This is a genomic window from Brevibacillus sp. NSP2.1 (genome assembly GCF_000470975.2).
Lineage (GTDB): Bacteria > Bacillota > Bacilli > Brevibacillales > Brevibacillaceae > Brevibacillus > Brevibacillus agri.
In genome coordinates this window covers 1,434,001-1,453,999 of sequence record NZ_CP048274.1, presented here as the reverse complement: position 1 = coordinate 1,453,999, position 19,999 = coordinate 1,434,001, and the positions used below count along the sequence as shown (strand labels likewise).

At 55.8% G+C, this 19,999-nt stretch carries 16 protein-coding genes and 2 pseudogenes; 6 read left to right on the top strand and 12 right to left on the bottom strand.

Features of this window, described 5'->3' with window-relative positions:
• Positions 1 to 4: 4 nt before the first annotated feature.
• The 7 genes from M655_RS07125 to M655_RS07095 form a co-directional block, all read right to left on the bottom strand.
• Positions 5 to 1,288 (bottom strand): copper resistance CopC/CopD family protein, encoded by a 1,284-nt coding sequence (locus M655_RS07125; protein WP_241752718.1) that lies wholly within the window; start codon positions 1,286 to 1,288, stop codon positions 5 to 7.
• 194 nt (positions 1,289 to 1,482) lie between these two features.
• Positions 1,483 to 2,310 carry an alpha/beta fold hydrolase gene (locus M655_RS07120; RefSeq protein ID WP_007785927.1) on the bottom strand — a complete coding sequence of 276 codons (828 nt, stop codon included), beginning with the start codon at positions 2,308 to 2,310 and terminating at the stop codon, positions 1,483 to 1,485.
• Between the two features lie 155 nt (positions 2,311 to 2,465).
• Positions 2,466 to 3,518, bottom strand: coding sequence for an ABC transporter substrate-binding protein (locus tag M655_RS07115; protein WP_005831550.1), 1,053 nt, complete (start codon positions 3,516 to 3,518; stop codon positions 2,466 to 2,468).
• 48 nt (positions 3,519 to 3,566) lie between these two features.
• Positions 3,567 to 4,364, bottom strand: a complete 798-nt coding sequence (locus M655_RS07110; protein ID WP_005831548.1) for an ABC transporter permease — start codon at positions 4,362 to 4,364, stop codon at positions 3,567 to 3,569.
• Positions 4,361 to 5,164, bottom strand: coding sequence for an ABC transporter permease (locus M655_RS07105; protein WP_051353939.1), 804 nt, complete (start codon positions 5,162 to 5,164; stop codon positions 4,361 to 4,363). The genes M655_RS07110 and M655_RS07105 overlap by 4 nt, the downstream gene beginning before the upstream one ends.
• A 44-nt stretch (positions 5,165 to 5,208) precedes the next feature.
• Positions 5,209 to 6,195 carry an ABC transporter ATP-binding protein gene (locus M655_RS07100; protein ID WP_005831545.1) on the bottom strand — a complete coding sequence of 329 codons (987 nt, stop codon included), beginning with the start codon at positions 6,193 to 6,195 and terminating at the stop codon, positions 5,209 to 5,211.
• Between the two features lie 200 nt (positions 6,196 to 6,395).
• Positions 6,396 to 7,340 (bottom strand): DMT family transporter, encoded by a 945-nt coding sequence (locus M655_RS07095; protein WP_026557808.1) that lies wholly within the window; start codon positions 7,338 to 7,340, stop codon positions 6,396 to 6,398.
• Positions 7,341 to 7,408: 68 nt separating this feature from the next.
• On the opposite strand from M655_RS07095, the pseudogene M655_RS07090 reads away from it, so the two are divergent.
• Together M655_RS07090 and M655_RS07085 are read left to right on the top strand one after the other, a co-directional pair.
• A pseudogene (locus M655_RS07090) lies at positions 7,409 to 8,269 on the top strand (aminotransferase-like domain-containing protein); the annotation flags it as partial.
• A gap of 216 nt (positions 8,270 to 8,485) precedes the next feature.
• The gene (locus M655_RS07085) at positions 8,486 to 9,085 is read left to right on the top strand and encodes a YqaA family protein (protein WP_007785911.1); all 600 of its coding nucleotides are present in this window, start codon (positions 8,486 to 8,488) and stop codon (positions 9,083 to 9,085) included.
• A 440-nt stretch (positions 9,086 to 9,525) separates the two neighbouring features.
• On the opposite strand, the gene M655_RS07080 is transcribed toward M655_RS07085, so the two are convergent.
• Entirely contained in the window at positions 9,526 to 11,664 is a 2,139-nt protein-coding gene (locus M655_RS07080; protein WP_026557807.1) for an ATP-dependent Clp protease ATP-binding subunit, read from the bottom strand.
• Positions 11,665 to 11,922: 258 nt separating this feature from the next.
• On the opposite strand from M655_RS07080, the gene M655_RS07075 reads away from it, so the two are divergent.
• A complete protein-coding gene (locus M655_RS07075; RefSeq protein ID WP_005831534.1) occupies positions 11,923 to 12,474 on the top strand; it encodes a PadR family transcriptional regulator in 552 nt (183 codons plus the stop codon).
• 95 nt (positions 12,475 to 12,569) lie between these two features.
• On the opposite strand, the gene rbsK is transcribed toward M655_RS07075, so the two are convergent.
• The 3 genes from rbsK to M655_RS07060 all read right to left on the bottom strand — a co-directional run bounded on the left by rbsK (position 12,570) and on the right by M655_RS07060 (position 17,966).
• Positions 12,570 to 13,472 carry a ribokinase gene (gene rbsK / locus M655_RS07070; protein WP_026557806.1) on the bottom strand — a complete coding sequence of 301 codons (903 nt, stop codon included), beginning with the start codon at positions 13,470 to 13,472 and terminating at the stop codon, positions 12,570 to 12,572.
• A gap of 144 nt (positions 13,473 to 13,616) precedes the next feature.
• Complete coding sequence (locus M655_RS07065) at positions 13,617 to 14,279, bottom strand: immunity protein Imm33 domain-containing protein (protein WP_007785902.1); 663 nt, start codon at positions 14,277 to 14,279, stop codon at positions 13,617 to 13,619.
• Between the two features lie 273 nt (positions 14,280 to 14,552).
• Positions 14,553 to 17,966 carry a non-ribosomal peptide synthetase gene (locus tag M655_RS07060; RefSeq protein ID WP_286085982.1) on the bottom strand — a complete coding sequence of 1,138 codons (3,414 nt, stop codon included), beginning with the start codon at positions 17,964 to 17,966 and terminating at the stop codon, positions 14,553 to 14,555.
• Between the two features lie 118 nt (positions 17,967 to 18,084).
• Between M655_RS07060 and M655_RS28015 the strand changes: the two are divergent.
• A pseudogene (locus M655_RS28015) lies at positions 18,085 to 18,348 on the top strand (SgrR family transcriptional regulator); the annotation flags it as partial.
• A gap of 81 nt (positions 18,349 to 18,429) precedes the next feature.
• Here M655_RS28015 and M655_RS28010 read toward each other — a convergent pair.
• Positions 18,430 to 18,615, bottom strand: coding sequence for a hypothetical protein (locus tag M655_RS28010; RefSeq protein ID WP_307723513.1), 186 nt, complete (start codon positions 18,613 to 18,615; stop codon positions 18,430 to 18,432).
• Between M655_RS28010 and M655_RS28005 the strand changes: the two genes are divergently transcribed.
• Together M655_RS28005 and M655_RS28000 are read left to right on the top strand one after the other, a co-directional pair.
• A complete protein-coding gene (locus M655_RS28005; RefSeq protein ID WP_353505623.1) occupies positions 18,605 to 19,624 on the top strand; it encodes an ABC transporter substrate-binding protein in 1,020 nt (339 codons plus the stop codon). The genes M655_RS28010 and M655_RS28005 overlap by 11 nt on opposite strands.
• Before the next feature lie 26 nt (positions 19,625 to 19,650).
• Positions 19,651 to 19,944: a hypothetical protein gene (locus M655_RS28000; RefSeq protein ID WP_007785899.1), complete on the top strand. Its 294-nt coding sequence runs from the start codon at positions 19,651 to 19,653 to the stop codon at positions 19,942 to 19,944.
• The last annotated feature ends 55 nt before the right edge of the window (positions 19,945 to 19,999 follow it).

The following is a 19,999-nucleotide window of genomic DNA, read 5'->3' as shown; positions in this document are numbered from 1 at the left end:
CCTCCTAGTTTGTCGCCGTTTGTTTTGCGGCTTGTGTGTTTGTCGTATCATTCATGTCAGTCGGATAGTTGGTCTGGCTCATCCAAAGCCCTGCCAGCACAGCGACGATACCGAAAATGATTTCCCAGCGCAGCCATTTCATGCGCAGACTGCCGTTCGCCCGCCAGCGCTTCGTTTGCCGATAGGCGAGCGCGAGCATGATGCAGACGCTGACGATTTTGGCGTAGAGCAAATAGCTCCAGGCAAGCGAGCTTTGCCAAATGAGCGCCACATCGGTCTGCACGATCAGCATGAGCACTCCCGTCACGACGGCAAGTACGGCCGCCGCGGCAACCAGGCGCAAGAAGAAGGCCTTGAACGGCGCATTGCCCCGCTCTGTTTCTTTTGCCACCAGCAGCAGGTAGACGAGCGCGCCAAGCCATAGCGCCACTGTCAGGACGTGCAACAGCCGCAGCACGATCGACAGCCAGACAGGAGCAATCCCCCAGGCATGGCCGCCAAAAGCTTGCGCGCCAATCAGCAGTACCCAAATTCCCGCGTACCAGCCAGATACCATGTTCGGAATAGCCAATAGCAGCAGGAGCAGAAAGGAGACGATCAGCATGACGGCAAACGGAGACTGCGCGAGCAAATGGCTGTCAAACTGCCACAGGGCTTGCGTCAAGGAAACGGCCGTCAACGATTCGTCGTACAAAAACCAGAGAAAAACAAGTCCCACGAGCGCAAGCGCCCAGCCGATCTGCCTGCCAATCCCGATCAGCGCCCGAAGCGTCGGCAAACCGTAGCGCTGTCCTCGATCGGCAATCAGATACAAACCGCCGCCGAGCAAAATAATCCCTTGCGCAAGGTAACGATAGACGATCAAATAATTCGTATCCGTCTGCTTTGCCCCGGGCGGCACCACGACCGCGCTTTTTTGCCCGATGGAAAAGGTCAGGCGCTCCTCAACCGGATGGCCGTCTTCGGATACGACCGCCACGATCACCGAGTACGTCCCTTCCGCCAAATCCGCCGGCAACTGCGCATTCACCTGCGAAGCATCTCCCGGCTGCAAGGTCGGTCGCTGCATTTGTATTTCCTTGCCGTCCCAGTCAAACAGGCGTACGGTGACGAGATCCGGCTCCAGCGTCTCGGTAAAGCGCATGGAAATTTGTCCCGGATTCGCCTGCAGCACCTCGCCGTCTTTCGGAGTGCTGCCCATCATGCCTGCATGGGCATAGGCCGAATTGGTTCCAATCGCAAGCACAAGAAAAAAGGCCAGCGAAAGCACGGTCCATAGTCGCTTCATGCTGTGCATCAGCCAATCACCTACTTCCTTCGCCTTTTCGTCACTAATCCTATCAAAATCGTCTGTGAATCTGTATGGCTACATCGGGCTATCTGCTGTGACGATTTTTTGAAGCAGCCGAATATACCAGCAAAAAAAGACACCTACGAGTAGTTTTTCCCGCGTGGTGTCTTCTTTTGCTGCACGTCTATGCATTACTCGTCGCTTTGCTGCTTGAGGAAGCGCAGAATGAGCTCGTTTACCACTTCTGGCTGGTCCATCGGCGGGATGTGGGCCGAATCTGTCAAAATGACCTTTTCAGCCCGCTCGATCCGCTCAGCCAGCTCGTCAGCGATTTGCAAAAAGTCGATGTAATCGCGTGCTCCCGCAATGACCAGCGTGGGGGCCTTGATTTCCTCCAGACGCTCTTTTGGAGGGGGAGTGAGTCCCACGAGTCCTTCTCCAAAAGCAGGCAAAGAAAAGGCGTTTCGACTCATGCTTGCAAACAGCTCACGCGCTTTTGCCCGCTTGGTATTCGCCGCACAGCCAGGTCCGTCAAACCACATCCGGGTATTCTGCTCCAGCGCTTCCTCTGTCTTTTTGGCTTCCAGCAGTTGATGAAACTGTTCCATATCCCGCAATCTCTGCTCGCTTCTCGAATGGCCAAACAGCCCCGACGAGATCAAAACCAGACTTTTCACCATTTGCGGGTACACAAGCGCAAACTCCTGGGCTACCATTCCCCCAAAGGAAAGACCCGCCACGTGTGCTTTTTCGATGCCCAATCCCGCCAATACAGCACGTACATCATCGTATAGCGTAAAAGGCAAATTCGTCGCAGGTGTTTTGCCAAAGCCGCGGAGGTCAAAACGAATCACCTTGTACGATTCCGCCAAAGCCGCTACCTGCTCATCCCACATCCTGTTGTCCAGATTGAACCCGTGAATCAACAGAAGCGGCTCGCCTTCCCCAGCCATTTCGTAGTAAAACCGCGTTCCATTCGCTTCCAGAAAGCCTGAATCGACTGCTTGTCCAGTTTCCATATTTTTCACCTCTCCTTCCGTATACTATCTCATCTCTGCTTCTTGTTTGTCCAACCAACGCTGCACAAGCAGAGCTTTCGCAAGCAACCGCTTGCTGCTTTACAGTAGAAACAAAAAAACCGAGACGGGATTTCTCCCAGCCTCGGTCTTCGTTGTTACCTGCCGCTCTTCATCTCTGTCCAGTAGCGGTCGTATTCTTGCAGCGTATCGCCGACGTCGACCAGCCACTCGGCGCGGTCGATGTCCGCTTTGTCCAGGAAGATCATCTTGTTGGAACGGTATTCTTCGCTGTGCAGCGGGTATGCTTGCTCGTTCGGGTTGCTGTAGCCGATGGATTCGTAGTTTTTCACGCTGACCTCAGGGTCCATCAGGTAGTTGATGAACTTCTCGGCCAAGTCTTTGTGCTTGGCTCCTTTTGGAATCGCCAGCGTGTCCGCCCAGATCGTTGCGCCCTCTTTTGGAATGACGTACTCCACATCCGGGTTTTGGCCGTTGATGATCGCAGCGTCGCCAGACCAGACCGTACCGATCCACGCTTCCTCCGCGATCATTTTTTGCTTGATGTTGTCCGTATCAAAAGCCATGACGCCCGGCAACATTTTTTTCAGGTCCGCGAACGATTTTTCCAACTCGTCCTTGTTTGTTGTGCTGTTGGAAAAGCCGTTTTTAATCAAAGCCATCCCCATGACTTCACGCGGGTCGTTCAGCATGATGACGCGGCCTTTGTACGCTTCGTTCCACAGATCGCTCCAGCTTGTCGGGGTTTCTTTGACGTACTTCTTGTTGTAGGCAATCCCGGTAATGCCCCACGTGTAGACGAGCGAGTACTTGTTCTCCTTGTCAAAAGGAGGCGTCTTGAACGTGGACACGATGTTTTTCATGTTCGGGATGTTCTCTTTGTTCAGCTCTTCCAACAGGCCGAGCTGAATCATGGTCGCGACCATGTAATCGGACGGCTGGATCAGGTCGTAGCCCGAGGCGCCCGCCTGGATTTTCGCCAGCATTTCCTCGTTGCTGCCGTAGATGTCGTAGTTGACCTTGACGTTGTACTTCTGCTCAAAATCTTTAATGACGTCGAGGTCGAAGTTGTCGGCCCAGGAGTAGATGTTCAATACTTGCTGTTCTTGCTCGGACGATGAGCAGCCGACTGCTGTCACCGCGAGGACGGCGGTCAGGGCGCCGATCATCATGGACTTGAAACGTTTCATTTTTTCTTCTCAACCTCCAAATCGGTATGGGATGTTTTTTTCGGTCGACTAAAAATGAATCTGACCGTTTTTGGAATCCTTGCGGCGGAACAGCTCGGCGATGATGACCAAAAGCACTGTGCTTACGATCAGCAGCGTCGAAAGCGCATTGACTTCCGGCGACACGCCTCGCTTCACCAAACCGTAAATGTATAGCGGCAAGGTGGTCGAATTCGGACCAGCCACGAAGAACGAAATAATGAAATCATCCAGCGATAGCGTAAACGACATTAAAAAGCCGGCGACGATCCCAGGCATAATCAAGGGCAGCGTCACATGGCGCAGCGTCTCCCACGGGGTCGCGCCCAAATCTTGTGCGGCCTCCTCCAGCTCCTTGCCCATATCGGCGAGGCGGGCGGAGATGATGACCATCACGTACGGCATGGAAAACGTCACGTGCGCCATAATCAGGGTCCATTTGCCAAGCTCGATGTGCGCTTGGCTGAACAAAACCAATAGGGCCAGTCCCATCATGATCTCGGGAATGACGATCGGCAAGTAAATCAGCCCGTTGACGATGTTGCGCCAGCGCAAGGAATAATGCTTGATCGCAAGCGATGCGGCCGTGCCGAGAACAGTCGCCAGCACGCTGCTGATGACGCCGATCGACAGGCTGTTCGTCAAGGCCTGCATCACCTGCCGGTTGTCAAACAACGATACATACCACTTCCAGGTGAATCCGTTCCACGTCGCATTGATGCGCGAATCGTTGAACGAGTAGAGCACGAGAATGGCAATCGGCAAGTACAAAAAGACGAGCATCAGCCAGGAGTAGCCGGTCAGCGTATGTCTGCGCCATGTTTTCATGCTGCTCCCTCCTTCGCTTCGCCCGCTTTGGCCGCGCGGAAGTAGAGAAGAATGAGAAGCATCGACAGAAGCATCAGCACGATGGACAGCGCCGAGCCAAACGGCCAGTCACGCGCCGAGAGAAACTGGTTCTGGATGACGTTTCCGATCAGGGCTGACTTCGCTCCGCCCATCACATCCGGGACGACGAACATCCCGATGGAGGAGACGAACACGAGAATTGATCCGGTGACGACGCCTGTTTTGGTCATCGGCAACGTCACATGCCAGAACGCTTTCCACGGAGTCGCCCCGAGGTCGTAAGCGGCTTCCAGCTTGCGGCGGTCCATCTGCTCCAGCGACACGTAAATCGGCAGCACCATGAACGGCAAAAGCGTGTACACCATGCCGAGCAGCACCGAGCCGGAATTGTACAACAGCGGCAACGGTTCCGTGATAAGCCCCAGCGACTGCAAAATCGTATTGACGACGCCTTGCGAGCGCAGGATGATGACCCAGGCGTAGGACCGGACGAGGAAGTTGATCCAGAACGGAATCATCACCAAGAGCAGCCAAATTTGCTGCGAAGACTTTTCCAGCCGGGAGATGTAGTACGCGAGCGGATAGCCGCAGACGATCGACAAAAACGTCGTCAGGATGGCGACCACCAGCGTGTCCGCGAAAATTTGCCCGTACAAAGGGTCCAGGATGCGAATGTAATTGTTCAGCGTAAACTCATAGACAACTTGCCCGTATGTGCCTCTTTTTAAAAACGATAACAGCGCAATCAGGAGCATGGGCAGGACGAAAAGCACACCCATCCACAAAAGGGCGGGTGCCGCGAGCAGTTTTACCGGCTTTTTGTTCAACAAGTCAGGATCACCTCGTCCGTCTGCGCCCAACCAAGAGCTACCCGATCTCCCACCTTCCAGTCCAGACCGTCGCCCGCATACTGATGCGCCATTACCGTCATGTCCTGGCTGTCCAGGCGGATAAACACTTTGCGCAGGTTGCCGAGGAATACCGCGTCGGTAATCGTCCCCTGCTTCTTGTGCTTCTCAGGCTCCGTATGCGGCTGATACAGCTTGATCTTTTCCGGACGGACCGCTGTGTTCGTGCCGTTTTCGCGGAAAATGTTGTTCTCGCCGATAAACGTAGCGACAAACAGCGTTTGCGGATGGTTGTAAATCTCTGCCGGGGAAGCAATCTGCTCGATCCGTCCCTTGTTCATGACCGCGATCCGGTCTGACATCGCCATCGCTTCTTCCTGGTCATGGGTGACGTAGATGAACGTGATCCCGAGGTTTTTTTGCAGGTTTTTCAGCTCCAACTGCAAGCTTTTGCGCAACTGGTAGTCCAAGGCGCCAAGTGGCTCGTCCAACAACAGGACGCGCGGATTGTTGATAATCGCCCGGGCGATCGCTACCCGCTGCTGCTGTCCGCCAGAGAGCTGCTTCGGCGTGCGCTTTCTCAGCTCGGTCAGTTGCACGTACTGCAACACTTCCTCCAGGCGCTTCTTTTGCTCACTGGCACTTACCTTTTTCATTTTCAATCCGAACAAAATGTTTTGCTCGACAGTCATGTGCGGAAACAAGGCGTATTGCTGGAACACCATGTTCATGTCCCGTTGGTAAGGAGGCACATGGGTGAGCGGCTTCTCGTCGAGAAAAATCTCCCCGGAGGTCGGCTCCTCAAATCCAGCAATCATCCGCAAAAGCGTCGTCTTGCCACAGCCGCTCGGGCCGAGCAACGTCAAAAACTCCCCTTCTTCAATGGAGAGAGAAAAAGAGGGGACGACGATGGAACCGTGAAAGCTTTTTTCAATTGAATCCAGATGAATAATCGTTTTCATTCTGTCATCTCACCATATGTCATTATACTCATAGCAATCTAGGTAACTATATCGTGTTAGCTGGTTTTTGTAAACAGTTTCACCCGCATTGGCCCCTGATTTTTTTTGCAGATCGTCTTCCAGACAAAACCGAACAAAAACAAGACGGAGCAGCACCAATGTTCTCTGCTCCGTCGCCTGTTCGGATTGCCCGCTGCCCGCTACAGCGAAGGCGATTTTGGCGTGCGCCCAACCTGTGCTGCGCGCTGTTTGTTCCCTAGGAAATTGGTCCCGACTACGCCCAAAATAATCATGAGAGCGCCGAGCAGGTGGTAGTAGGCGAGCTGTTCTTGCAGGAAAAGCGCGCCAGCCGCAATCGTCACGATCGTAGACAGGTTGTTGAATACACTCATTTTTGACGCTTCCATTTTCGAGAGGGCAAAATTCGTCATGAACGACGTCACCAACGAAGACAGCACCCCCAAGTACAAGATTGCGATGACGAACGGCGAATGGCTGAACGGCACGAAAAAGGCGGACAGCGTTCCTTCCGAGCCGTGCCGGATCAAAGCCAGCGCATTAAATGACACAAAACCGATAACCGAAACCATATACGTTACGTCTATATAATGGAAGGCTTTTGTCATCTTCTTGGCGAGCACGCTATACCCGGCCAGCGAAAGAGCCGACAGCAGGATCAAAACCGTCCCGATGCTGTCGCCCATCCCCACCCCCGCTCCTTTCATCGCGAAAATGAACACGACGCCCGCGACAGACAGGAGCGTGGACAGCTTTTGCAGCCAGGTCGACGTCTCTTTCAGAAACAAGGCGGCCATTATCATCGTGAAGATCGGCACTGTCGCCGTAATAATGCCCGCCTCCGACGATGTCGTGTAGACCAGCCCGAACGTCTGCAGCCCGAAAAAGAGCGCCGGATAGAGCAAGGCAAGCGGCAGAATGGACAACATATCCCGCGGCTTGATCGACAGCCGAATCCAGCCGCACACAAGCGGAATCGAAGCTGCGACAAGCGCCACGGTAAAGCGGTGCGCCATCGTATCAAGCGGACTTGCTGCCGTGAGCGCCATTTTGACGAATAGAAAAGACAGGCCGACGATCAGGGCATTCAGCAGGGCAGCCAGTATCGCTTTTGGTTGATCTTTCAAACAAATCTCTCCTCAATCGTTGCATATGCAACTGTTCTTCTTGCTTTCATAGTAATGTGGCGCCAATCGTGCTACAATGCAAAAAAAGCCGATCTGTACCGATACACAATCTCGCAAGCCTCGCCTACCAGGACGGAGACAAGCTGCCCTCCATCCGCGAGCTGTCTGCCCGGTATCAATGCAGCAAAAGCACTGTCATTTCGGCTTTGAACGAACTGGAAAAGCGTCACCTCATCTACTCGGTAGACCGCAGCGGCTTTTACGTCGTGAAAAAAGAGCGGGAAGCCGAGCAAAAGGATACAGACATCATCGACTTTGCCACCTCTGCCCCTGATCCGGACGTGTTTCCCTATCTCGACTTCCAGCACTGTATCAATAAAGCGATTGAGACGTACCGCAACGATCTGTTTCTGTACGGCACTCCCAAAGGCTTGCCGACGCTGATCCCCGTGATCGCCAGGCACCTCGCGAACCATCAGGTGTTTGCCAAGCCTGCGAACATGTTCATCACGGCAGGCGTTCAGCAGGCGCTGTCCATCTTGTGTACGATCCCGTTTCCGAACGGCCGGGAAACCGTGCTGATCGAGCAGCCGAGCTACCACCTGTTTATCGAATATGTGCAGTTGCACAAGCTTCCGGTAAAAGGCATCCGGCGAACGGCGCAAGGGATTGATCTGGACGAGTTGGAACGACTGTTTCGTACAGAAAAGATCAAATTTTTTTACACGATGCCGCGCTTCCACAGCCCGCTCGGAACGACGTACAGCCGCAAAGAAAAACAGCGGATTGCCGAGCTGGCGCAGCAATACGACGTCTACATCGTGGAAGACGACCATATGGCGGATCTGGAGCACGACAGCAAGGCAGACCCGCTGTTCGCCTACGACCGCTTCGGCCGCACGATTTATTTGAAAAGCTATTCCAAGATTCCCAGAGAAAATATATTGAAGCTAGACGTATCCAACGTCAAGGAAGAAGCGGTTGAAAAAGGAATCAATCAGTTGATGGCGGTATTGCATGCGATGCGGTTATAATGAAGAAAGGTAAAAATCCGGCGCGAGCTTGATTGGCGGTTCGCAACATGACTCTACCCATTTTTTCCGCCGCAGCAGGCGGATTTTGAGAGATGGACAAAGGAGAATGAAATGGTTCAGAACGTTTTAGATTTTTTGATGGAATACGGCATTTGGGGAGTCGTCATCCATTCTTTTGCAGACGCCATCATCTTCCCCGTTCCCGTGTTCTTTCTGCAGGTTTCATTAAGCCTGATCGATCCATCCTCGGCTTTATGGATTGCTACGGCAGGATATATCGCCTGTCTGCTTGGAACACCAGTCGGTTACTATCTCGGCAAACTCTTGGGTCACTCTGTCCTGTACAAACTGCTCAAAAAAGAATGGATTGACTCGGCGACGGAGATGTTTCAAAAACGGGGCGAAGTCGCCATTTTTGTCGGCTCGTTTACGCCGATCCCGTTCAAAGTGTTTACGATCTTGTCCGGCTGTCTGAACTACCCGCTCTGGAAGCTGATTGGCTACGCGGCCATCGGAAGGGCTGTCAAATTTTACGTCGTCGGCTTCCTGTTTTATTATTATGGGCGGATGGCGGAAAACATGGTCGGTCATGTCTCCTTGTACGTGTTTTTGCTGATGATCCCGATTTTGTTGATAGGACTCCTGGTGCGAAAAATTCGGGCAAAAAGACAACTGCTGCATACGGTGAACAAGCAAGCGGGAAATGACTGAATCGTCCGCAAGCAAAAAAGAACCCCCCGGCAAAAGAGGCCACTGAAAAAGTCTTTACTTACAAAGAAGGTACAGTCCCCTCATTTTTGAGGCGGCTGTACCTTTTTCTATGTATACTTAAAGCATCACGGCGAAAGGGTTGAAGCCCCATGTTCCAGCCACAGATCTCATTTGCGTTTAGTCCCTACACCGCACTCTATGACCTTGTTGTCCCTAAAGATAACATGTTGCGCCAAATCAATGAACTTGTGGATTTCTCCTTTATATATGACGAATAAAAGGGAAATGCAGTAACAAAAAAGCGACACCTGCCAGGAAAAACGGAACAGGTGTCGCTTATTTTTTTACAAAAATCTCAAGTCACCGGCAAAACCTAAGTTCTTCAGTGGCCTCGGCAAAAGGGGTTCTTCTCGTTTCGGGACCTGCCGTCTGGCGGGTCTTTATGCTTTTTTCACGCGAATGCGGTCTTCCTCAACATCGACTACGATCGAGCGCACATCCGCTTCCTCCATCACCAGGTCGGCGATGCCGTCCTCTACGTACTGCGAAATGACACGGCGCAGCGGACGCGCCCCGAATGCGGGGTTGTAGCCCAGCTCTGCCAGCTTTTCCTTGGCGGCGTCTGTAACGGCAAGCTCCATGCCTTGCTCTTTCAGATTTGCCATGACATCTTGCAGCAGCAGCTCGACGATTTTGACCAGATCGTGTTTTTCCAGATGAGCGAAAGAAATGATCGAGTCGAAGCGGTTCAAAAATTCCGGCTTGAAGTACGCGCCCAGCGAGTCGAGCACGGTGCCAGGCTTAGGCGACTCTGCTCCGAAGCCGACGGAGATTTTGCGCTCGGTCACACCCGCGTTGCTCGTCGCGATAATGACGGTTTCCTTGAAGTTCACGGTGCGGCCCTGGCTGTCTGTCAAGCGGCCGTCCTCCAAAATTTGCAGGAACATGTGCATGACGTCAGGGTGTGCCTTTTCAATCTCATCGAGCAAAATGATGCTGTACGGGTTGCGGCGCACGCGCTCGGTCAACTGCCCTGCTTCCTCGTGGCCCACATACCCTGGTGGCGAACCGATCAGCTTGGAGACGGAATGCTTCTCCATGTACTCGCTCATGTCGAGACGGATCATCGAATCGCGCGTACCGAACAGCTCCTCGGCGAGCGCCTTGGACAGCTCGGTTTTCCCTACGCCAGTCGGCCCGACGAACAGGAAGGAGGCAATCGGTCTGTTTTTCGGCTTCAGTCCGGCGCGGCTGCGGCGAATCGCCTTGGCGACCTGTTTGACGGCTTCGGACTGGCCGATCACTTTGGCTTCGAGATGCGCCGCCAAATTTTTCATCCGCTCTTGCTCGTCGCTTTGCAGCTTGCGGACCGGAATGCCTGTCTTTTGCTCGATCATCTCCTGAATGTCTGCCACTTCGACCTGCACGCGATTGGCCGCTCCATCCAGTTGATCGAGCTTGGCGAGAATTTCTGCTTCCTCGTCGCGCAGGCGGGCTGCTTGCTCGTAGTTTTCTTGCTCGGTCGCGGCTTTTTTCTCCTGGTTGATTTGCGCCAGCCGCTCATGCAGGTGGGCGGTGTCTGCCCCGGACGAACGCAGGTTCAGGCGCGAGCCCGCTTCATCCATCAGGTCAATCGCCTTGTCAGGCAGGAAACGGTCCTGAATGTAGCGGTGCGAGTATTCCACGCAAGCCCGGATCACTTCGTCGGAGTAGGAGACTTGGTGGAACGCCTCGTACTTCGGACGCAGCCCTTGCAAAATTTCGATGGCGGCTTCCACTGTTGGCTCTTTGACCATCACTGGCTGCAGGCGGCGCTCCAGCGCAGCGTCTTTTTCGATGATGCGGTACTCTTTCAATGTGGTAGCCCCGATCAACTGCAACTCGCCGCGCGCCAGGGCAGGCTTGAGGATGTTGCCTGCGTCCATGGAGCCTTCCGCAGAGCCAGCGCCTACCAGCAGGTGAATTTCATCGACGAACAAAATGACGTTTTTACGCGCTTGCAGCTCGGCGATGACTTGCTTCATCTTTTCCTCGAACTGCCCGCGAATCCCTGTGCCCGCTACCAGCGAAGCAACGTCCAGCACGTACACCTGCTTGTTTTTCAGCTTGGCAGGCACTTGCCCTTCGGTAATGCGCAGCGCCAGTCCTTCCGCAATCGCCGTCTTCCCTACCCCTGGCTCCCCGATCAGAACCGGGTTGTTTTTGTTGCGGCGGTTCAAAATCTCGATGACGCGCTCGATTTCCTGGTCGCGTCCGATCACCGGATCGATCAGCCCGGCGCGCGCCGCATCGTTCAAATTGCGGCCCAGCTCGTCGAGAATGCCGCCGCGGTCCGGTGCTTGCGGCTCTTGCGCTTTAGGCTTGCCGCCCTTCGCTTGCGCCTGGGCGAAGCCTTGCAGGAACTCGTCCAGAGCGGAGAAGGAGGAAAACGGAGTGAAGCCCATGCCCATGCCGATTCCCATTTTGCTGCCCAGCTTGGCGTGGCATTCCTTGCAAAGCTGGTAGGCTTGCCGGTTGTTTTGCACTTGTATATGAACGGAAACAGTTGCTTGTCGTTGTTTGCAGATTTCGCATTGCATGTTTTCATACCCCCAAAATGTTTATTTTGGAATGTTGACGTGCACGTTTTGATTCCCGGAAGGTTCAGTGTCGTTTGACCTTCTCTGACCTTCGATGACTTTATTATAGTTTGACCTTCTTTGACTTTCAAGAGGGTTTCTTTGGATTTTGCACATAAGCTTGGGAAAAGCTAAGCAGGACGCAGGTTCGCTATTGCCTCGCCGAAAAACCCTTCCTATAATGATCTTGAGATTCGTAAAAGTCAGGAGGCTTTTCACTTGAACACACTCGCGTATGGACTCCTGGGGCTGGTCGCCCGCACGCCCAGTTCTGGCTACGATTTGATGCTCCAGCTTCAACCATTTTGGCAGGCCAAGCACAGCCAGATTTACCCGCTGCTGGCCAAGCTGGAACAGGAGGGCTACCTGGAGTTCACTCGCATCCACCAGACGGATCGTCCTGATAAAAAAGTGTATTCGATTACAGAAAAAGGGCAGATCGCGCTGCAAGTCTGGCTCAGTGAGCCGGCAGCAGAGCCTGTCGTCCGGGACGAGCTGGTCCTGAAAACGTACTGCCTCGGGCTCGCTGATGAAAATGCCGCTGCGACGATGTTTGTCGAGCGCATCCAGCAATGCCGCGAGCATCTGGACATGTACGAGCACTACATTCAGGAGTACCAGGCTGATGCTGTCGACCATCCCCACCCGCCCGACCACCCGGACCATCCGGCGTTTGGCGAGTACATTTTGCTCTCGTGGGGAGCGCGGCGGATGAAAGAAGACATCGCCTGGTGCGAATGGGTTCTGGAGCTGTTGCAAAAGCGCGGATAACGAACAAGGAAAAGCAAAAAGCAAACGAGCCTTTGGAACTGTTCGCTCCAAAAACCGTTTGCTTTTTCGTTTGGTCTGCATGAATTGTGGTTTCCTTAAAACGCGTGCGCCTCTACTTCCGCAAGCGTCGGGAGGGACGGCTGCGCCCCGCGTCTGGTCACGACGATCGCCGCCACTCTGCTGGCGAATGCCGCCGCTTCTGCTTCCGGCATCCCTTTGGCGATCCCGACGGCAAAAGCCGCGGTAAACGAATCGCCAGCCGCCGTCGTGTCCACAGGCTCTACCCGGCAAGCAGGGACGTGCGTCGCCCCGTCTGGGGTCACCAGCAGAGCGCCTTTTTCGCCCAGCGTCACGATAACCCGCTTGGGCCCGCTTGCCAAGAGCTTTTTCGCCGCCGCCTCGACTTCTGAAAGCGTAGCAGTCGGCATGCCGCTCAAGCTCGCAAGCTCTGTCTCGTTTGGCGTCAACGTGTGGACGTACTGCAGCAGCTCAGGTGACAGCGCCTGCGCCGGAGCCGGATTCAAAATAACCAGCTTGCCGAGTCCGGACCCCTTTTTCACGACGTACTCCACTACGGGAAGCGGAATTTCCAGTTGCAGCAGCACGACGTCGCTCTCCACAAGAATGGACAGGTTCTGCTCGATGTGCTCCACGCTCATTTGCGCATTGGCTCCCGGGACGAGCACAATGTTGTTTTCCCCGTCATCGCTCACATTGATAAAAGCCATGCCCGTCGTCCCCGAGCGTTTGATTCCTTCCACGTGAACGCGCGCCTCTGTCAAGCTGTTCAGCATCTTGCTCCCGTTCTCGTCTTCGCCCACCATCCCGATCATGGAAACGTGTGCGCCGAGACGCGCGGCGGCCACTGCCTGATTGGCCCCTTTGCCGCCTGGAATCAGCCGGAAGTCATGACTGGAAATCGTTTCTCCTGCCTTGGGCAGATGGTGGACGTGGGAGACGAGATCCATATTGATGCTTCCTACTACTGCGATTTTCACAACGTGCTACCTCCCCTGTCTCTTCGTGCTCGCTTTTTCCCCACCCATGATAACATCACCATTTGCTGGCTTCAATAAAGACCGCCAGTAGCCCATTTACGCGCTGGTGCGTCGTTGCAAACGTTGTCGGTATCCTGGCCGCTTCTAGTGCAGCGTCGGCCACACGTTTTCGTCATGTTCGTCCAGCACCGCCTCAATCTGGTCACCCTTGAGCACGGCGATGTAGCCGCACGGCAGCGCCAACGCCTGCAAAAGAGAGGGACGGCGTTTTAGCAGTTGGAAAATGTAGTACGATTCCAGCCCGTCGCTGTCCACCTCGCCCTGTACAGGCCCGAGATACCAGCCGGAGTCGCCTGCTTCTGCTTGTTCGGCGCGCTGCAAATAGACGTGCTCCTCTTCTAGCGCCCCTTTTGCCACCACGATCTTGTCCTGGAACAGCGCGGTTTCTCCTGCGAGCTGCAACGTTTGCAGACAGTGGTTTTGCGCCATCTGGACGTAGAGGGACACGGACAAGTCGCGGTTTGTTTCTGTAAACGGATTCGTGTCGTAGTCCGGTGCGACAATTTCCATTTGTCCTTCGTGTCCCTCTCGTTCATTGACAATTAAAATTGTCCAGCCTACTTGAATTTTCGCGCCGTTTCGCAGCGGCCCGCTCTCGTTTTCCACATCCGCAAACAGATCGAGCAAAAAATCGGCCTGCTTTGCCAGAAACTCCCGGCAGGTCACGACGAAGGTTCTGTTGCCGATCTGTTTGGTGCGTTGACAGAGGGGCGACTGCTCTTTGATCGGGGAGTCGCTATGGCTCATCGGTACCATCCTTTCTCATTCGCCCGCTTGGGCCGACAAAATCGTTGCTGGAGCGGAATTGGTTGACTCGTTGGCAATAGGGTACCACGAATGCCCAGGCAGCGCAGCCTTTTCCCCCTGGGACCAAAGCAGGAAAAAAGCTGCCCGGTAGCGTCTGCCTTCCGAAAAAAAGAAGAGGGATGCTTCCTGCTGTCCTGCTTTTTTTAGCACGCACAGCGGAGCCATCCCTCTCAAGACGCATTGTCGCTCTTCATTTCCCGAGGTTGCGGGCGTTTATTTTTGCGTGAACGGCGCTGCCAGCAGTTGCGCCAGCTTGCTTGCATTCGGCTCGACCATGCAACTGAAGTGGTTTCCTGCGATCGTCGTCACTTCCAGCTCGCCCAGGCACACATCTTGCCAGAATGCGAGAGTCGTATCATCCGTGCGCGGCAGGAACAAGAACGGCTCGCTCGCCAACAGGAAGCGGATGTCGCCCATGTACGGCAGCGGCGTATAACGGGCGGCCTTGAAGCTTTGGCGGAACACCTGGCACAAGCCTTCCGCCATCTCGATCGGCATCTCTTCCCCGGTTGCCTTGGCTTTCGCGCAGACGTAAGCCGCGAAGCGCTCCCGTTTGCTGACAGCCGCCATGTTGCGGAACAGCTCTCCGACCCGATCCAGCCCCGCGTCTCCGCCGATGGTCACGGCGGCGCCTTGCGGGATGCAGTCCCCATGCTGTTCAACCAGCTTCATGACGCCGCGCGCCAGGTCATTTTCATCGACCTGCCCAAAGCCTGCCTGCGCCAGCGTGATGTTCAGGTTGGGCACAAACAGCGTTTCGACGAGCAGATCGTCATCCACTTCGGTGAAGATCGGCGGAATGTCGATCAGCACGAGATCGACGACCTGAATCCCTCGCTCCATCAGTCGTCTGGCGACCTCGACGGCAATCAGGCCGCCGAGGGAGTAGCCGATCAACTGCATTTCGCTGTGGCCGCCTGCCAGCAGGCATTCGGCGTAGTCGTCAGCCACAGTCTCGATCAGCTCGGACGGCTCCAGTGAGCAGTATTTTTCCATATCGGCAATTGCCACCCCTACGATGCTGCCCGTTTTTTGCGCTTGGAGGTGCAAAAGCAGAGGCCGGAAAATGTCCATCGTGCCCAAAACGGCGTGGAACACGACGCGGAGCGGCCCTTCCTGCGCGCTGCCGTACGGAATCAGTACGGCATTGCTGGAGCCGTCCTGCTTGCCGGGCCACACAGCTACGCTCTCGCGCTCCGTAACTTGTCTGCGCGAGCGGATGAACTCGGCCAGATCGGCGACGGTCGGGTAGTTCAGCATTTGCCGCAGCAGGGCGTCGAACGGAATCGCTTCGTGCTCCGGGTCCTCCGCCAGCTTGTCGCGCAACTTTCCTGCCACCTGCGCCATGATGAGCGAGTCGGCGCCATGTTCGTAAAAGCTTTGCGACTTGCCGATGCCAGCCAGGCCGAGCGCTTCCGCCCACAGCCGGGCAAGCTCTGTTTCCAGCGCGTCCAGTCCTTCCTCGACGAAAGCCGCCGCCACCTGTGTCCCGTTGGCAGCAGGACGCCATTTTGCCAAGGTGCGCCGGTCTACCTTGCCGTTTCCGGTCAACGGCAGCGCATCGACTACTTGCAAGTGCTGAGGCAGCATGTAGGCAGGCACCTGTCCGGCCAAAAACGCTTCCAGCTCCGTCGCCTCCACTGCCAGGCGCTCCTGCTTCATCCGTTTGGCAAACAGGTGGAACCCGAGCGCGGTCAGCTTGTCGTCCTCTTGCGGCAGCAGCAGCAGCGGCTCGTTTTCCTCTTCCTGAAGCTGGCGCAGCCAGTCGTGACGATCGAGGTAGGACGTCTCCAGGCGCAGCTCGTCTCCCGGCTCCATCATCATGAACGCCTGCGAGGCCAAAATCCACAAATGCTCGATAGTCGGCTCGGTGAAGACGAACCAGCCGCCCGGGCGAATCAGCTCCCGCAGCCTGCGCATGCTCGCCGGGATGTCGCGGGCATTTTCCAGTACCCCGGCTGCCAGCACGACGTCGAAGCTGTTCGGCGCAAAGCCTTGGGCGCGGTAGTCCTGGTCGACGTCAAAGACGCCGAAGCTTACGTGCGGATACTGGGCAAAGCGCTGTTTGGCGCCCGGAATGAAAAACGTGGCCACATCGGTAAAGACGTATTCGATCGGGTAGCCTTCGAGCGCCTTGAGGACATGTCCTGTCGTCGCTCCGGTTCCGGCTCCGACCTCCAAAATCCGCAGCGGCTTGCTCCCTTGCTTTTCGGCGATGCGCTGTAAAAGCAGGCACATGCATTTGTTCAGGTAGTTCGCCATGATGTGCTCGATATACAGCGTATGGACGTGGTCGAATTTGCCCTCCGGGAACAGGAGCGCTACCGGGTCCTCCTGGCCGCCGAGCAGCTCCGGCAGCTTCTCGGCGTTTTTGCGGACGTAGGCGGTAAATCCTGCCGTCCCCAGCATGTTCGTCCAGATCGCCTCTGCCTCTGTCCAGTTCTCGCGGACAAGCTCGTCATCTACGGCAAGCTCGCTGCGGTACTGCCCTTTCGCCTGCTCGGTCAGCATGCCCGCTTCGGCGAGCTTCGCCACCCAGCGCCGCGCCAGCCAGTGGTATTTCGGCAGGATGCTCCCCGCTTGCAGCACTTCTTCCAGCGATTGCGCCTGGCCTTTTGCAAAAAATCCGAGCGTTTGCAGCGCGCGCAGCATCGAATGGAGCACGGCCCGATCCAGGCTGGCCATCGCTTCTTCGATTTGCCGGGCGCTGATGTGCGCCGCGATCTCCCCTGCCGCCTCGCCGATACCGCTCGTCAGTTGCGCAAATTCGGCCGCTTCGGCTGTGCGGTCACGGTCCTTTTTGCGGGCCGTCTCCACGATTCCGAGCAAAGCCGGCTCGTCGCTCGCCTCATCCAGCACGACGCCTGCTGCGGCTACTGCCGGATGCTTGAGTAGCGCTGATTCGATTTCCCCCAGCTCGATGCGGTGGCCGCGAATTTTGACCTGGTTGTCTTCGCGGCCCAAAAACTCGATTTCGCCGCCCGGCGTATAGCGGCCCAAATCTCCTGTGCGATAGAGCCGCTGTCCATCTGCCGGATGCAGGAAAAAGCGCTCTGCCGACAGCTTCTCGTCGCCCACGTACCCTTGGGCCAGGCCGTGTCCGGTAATGTACAGCTCGCCCGTTACCCACACGGGGCAATCGCGCAGTTGCGAGTCGAGCACCCGGAAGCCCTGGTTGGCGAGAGGACGTCCGTACGGGATGCTGCGCCAGTTTGGCAAAAGTCCTTTGTACAGATGGTAAATAGACCAGATCGCCGCTTCCGTGGCACCGCCCATGCTGACCGTCTGGGCAAACGGCAGACGTTTTGCCATCTGATCGGGCAGCGTCAGCGGAATCCAGTCGCCGGAGAGCAGCGCCAGACGCAAGCTGGACAGGCACACTTCCGGGATGCCGTCCAAATAGGTGACGAGCATCTCCTCGATCCGGTCGTGGCCGATGTACTGCGCAAGCGTCGTATCCAGGTGCGAGTAGGCTCCGGCTACAAACAGGTTGCCGAGCAGCAAGTTGAGGAACACTTTGTCGGTGAAGACGATCCGCGCCATTTCGCGCATCGTTACAGAGGTCGAACGCTCGCGCAGCTCTTGCTTGAACAGGAGCATGAACACGACCAGGACGGCCGCGTACACCGCTTCCCCATTCCTGTTTTTGGTCTGTCGTGTTATCTTCAGTATATTGATCCGACAGAGGGTAAAAAGGGTAAGCTTTGCGTGAGTTCTGTCACCTTTTTGCACAGGAAGGGGGGCTTTGTACGTTACCGTTCTTTATTTTTTAAAGCTGCGCCAGTTTTTTCAACAAGAAGCAACGGCAAAGCCGTTCCCCGTCACGATTGAAAAGCTGAGCGGGCTTTGGCACTGCACGCCTCGCAACGCCAAGCTGATCGTGCGCAAGCTGGCTGAATTAAACTGGATCGAGTGGCAGTCCGGCCGCGGCCGTGGCCATGCCTCCGTCCTGACGTTTGTCGCCGATGCCGATGCGATTTTGCTGCAGGAAGGGAAGCAGCGCATGGAGCAAGGCGACGTCAAGGAAGCGATGGAACTATTGAACCGCTTCGGCAAGCCTGCCGTCAAAGAACAGTTCATGGAATGGCTGTCAGCAGGACTCGGGTATTGCACGTTGAACGAGGCGAACCGCTATCAGGACGTGTTGCGCTTCCCCGTCTACCGCACGATTGTCACGCTGGACCCCGGAAAGCTGTATTACCACTTCGACGCGCATTTGGTCGGACAGTTGTTCAATACGCTCGTTCAGTACGACGCGGACAGCCGTGCGATTCATCCGAGCACTCGCCCATTCCTGGGAGCACAGCGCCGACCACCGGGAATGGACGTTTCACTTGAAGAAAAACATCCTTTTTCATCACGGCCGGGAGCTGTCCGCGCGCGATGTCGTGTTTTCCCTGGAACGGCTGCGCGCAAACCCGGACTTGTACGAAGCGAGCTGGATGTTCCGGGGAATCGAACAGATCGGGGCGGTCGATGCCAGAACGGTGCGGATCGTGCTGCAGGAGCCGAATTACTTGTTTTTGCGCCTGCTTGCGGCCCCTCCTGCCAGCATCGTTCCAGAGGAGATCGTCCAGGAGGCGGCGGAGACGTTTGGGAAAAATCCGGTTGGCACCGGCCCGTTCCAACTGGTCCGCCTCGACGAAGGGATTTGTATTTTGGAGGCGTTCCCGGCTCATTTTCAGGGCAGACCGCAGCTCGACCGCGTGGAAATTCTGCTGTTCCCCGACCTGGAAACAGGCAGCCTGCGGGAGCCGGACTGGACCGCTGTCATGATGTCGCACGAAGCGGCGGCGAAGGCGGAGGCATTGCGGGAGGCAGCCGTTCGCGCCAGCAGCGACTGGTGTGATCTGGAGACGCTGTTTTCCTGCTGCAACCTGCTCATCTTCAACCAGTGGCAGACAGGCCCGCAAAACCACCCGAAGTTTCGCCAGGCGCTCGATCTGTTGATCGATCGCGAGCTGATAGTGGCGGAATTGGGCGGAGATCGCATCTATCCGGCCAAAGGCTTTCGCCCGTACTCCCCCGCTCTGGCGACTTTGGCTGCGGACAGCGCTCCCCGTCAAAATCGCGCGGACATTGCCGCATTGCTGGCAGAAAGCGGTTATCAGGGAGAGACTTTGCGGCTCGTGACGACATCCTACCATGAGCCGGACGCCCGCTGGATTCAGGCGCGCTGCCAGTCCTGCGGCATCCCGGTCGAAGTCGCCATCCGCGAACCGTTCGATTTGCGGACCACGGGACTCTGCCCGCGCATGACTGCCTGCTTTTCGGAAATGCTTTAAGCCAGGATGAAATCAGTGAACTAGAAATGTACATGCAAAAAAACTACTTCCTGCCCGCCTTCGATGCCGCCCTGGCCGAGACGATCGACAAAGAGCTGTCTGCCCTCTTCCGGGAGGCTGACGAGTCTGTGCGGCGGCAACAGCTCGCACGAGTGGAAGCGCTCATCAAGGAACACCATGCCGTGCTGTATCTCGTGCAGAAAAAAACGCAAACCTCCTATCACAAATCGGTTCGCGGCGTCTCCATCCATCCGTCCGGCTGGCTCGACTTTCAAAAAATCTGGTTTGGCCCCAATGCCTTGCAGCCAACAAAAGCGTAAGCGTCGTCCCCCAAGCAAAAAGCAGTCCGAGCTGTGAAGCTGACAGCTCGAACTG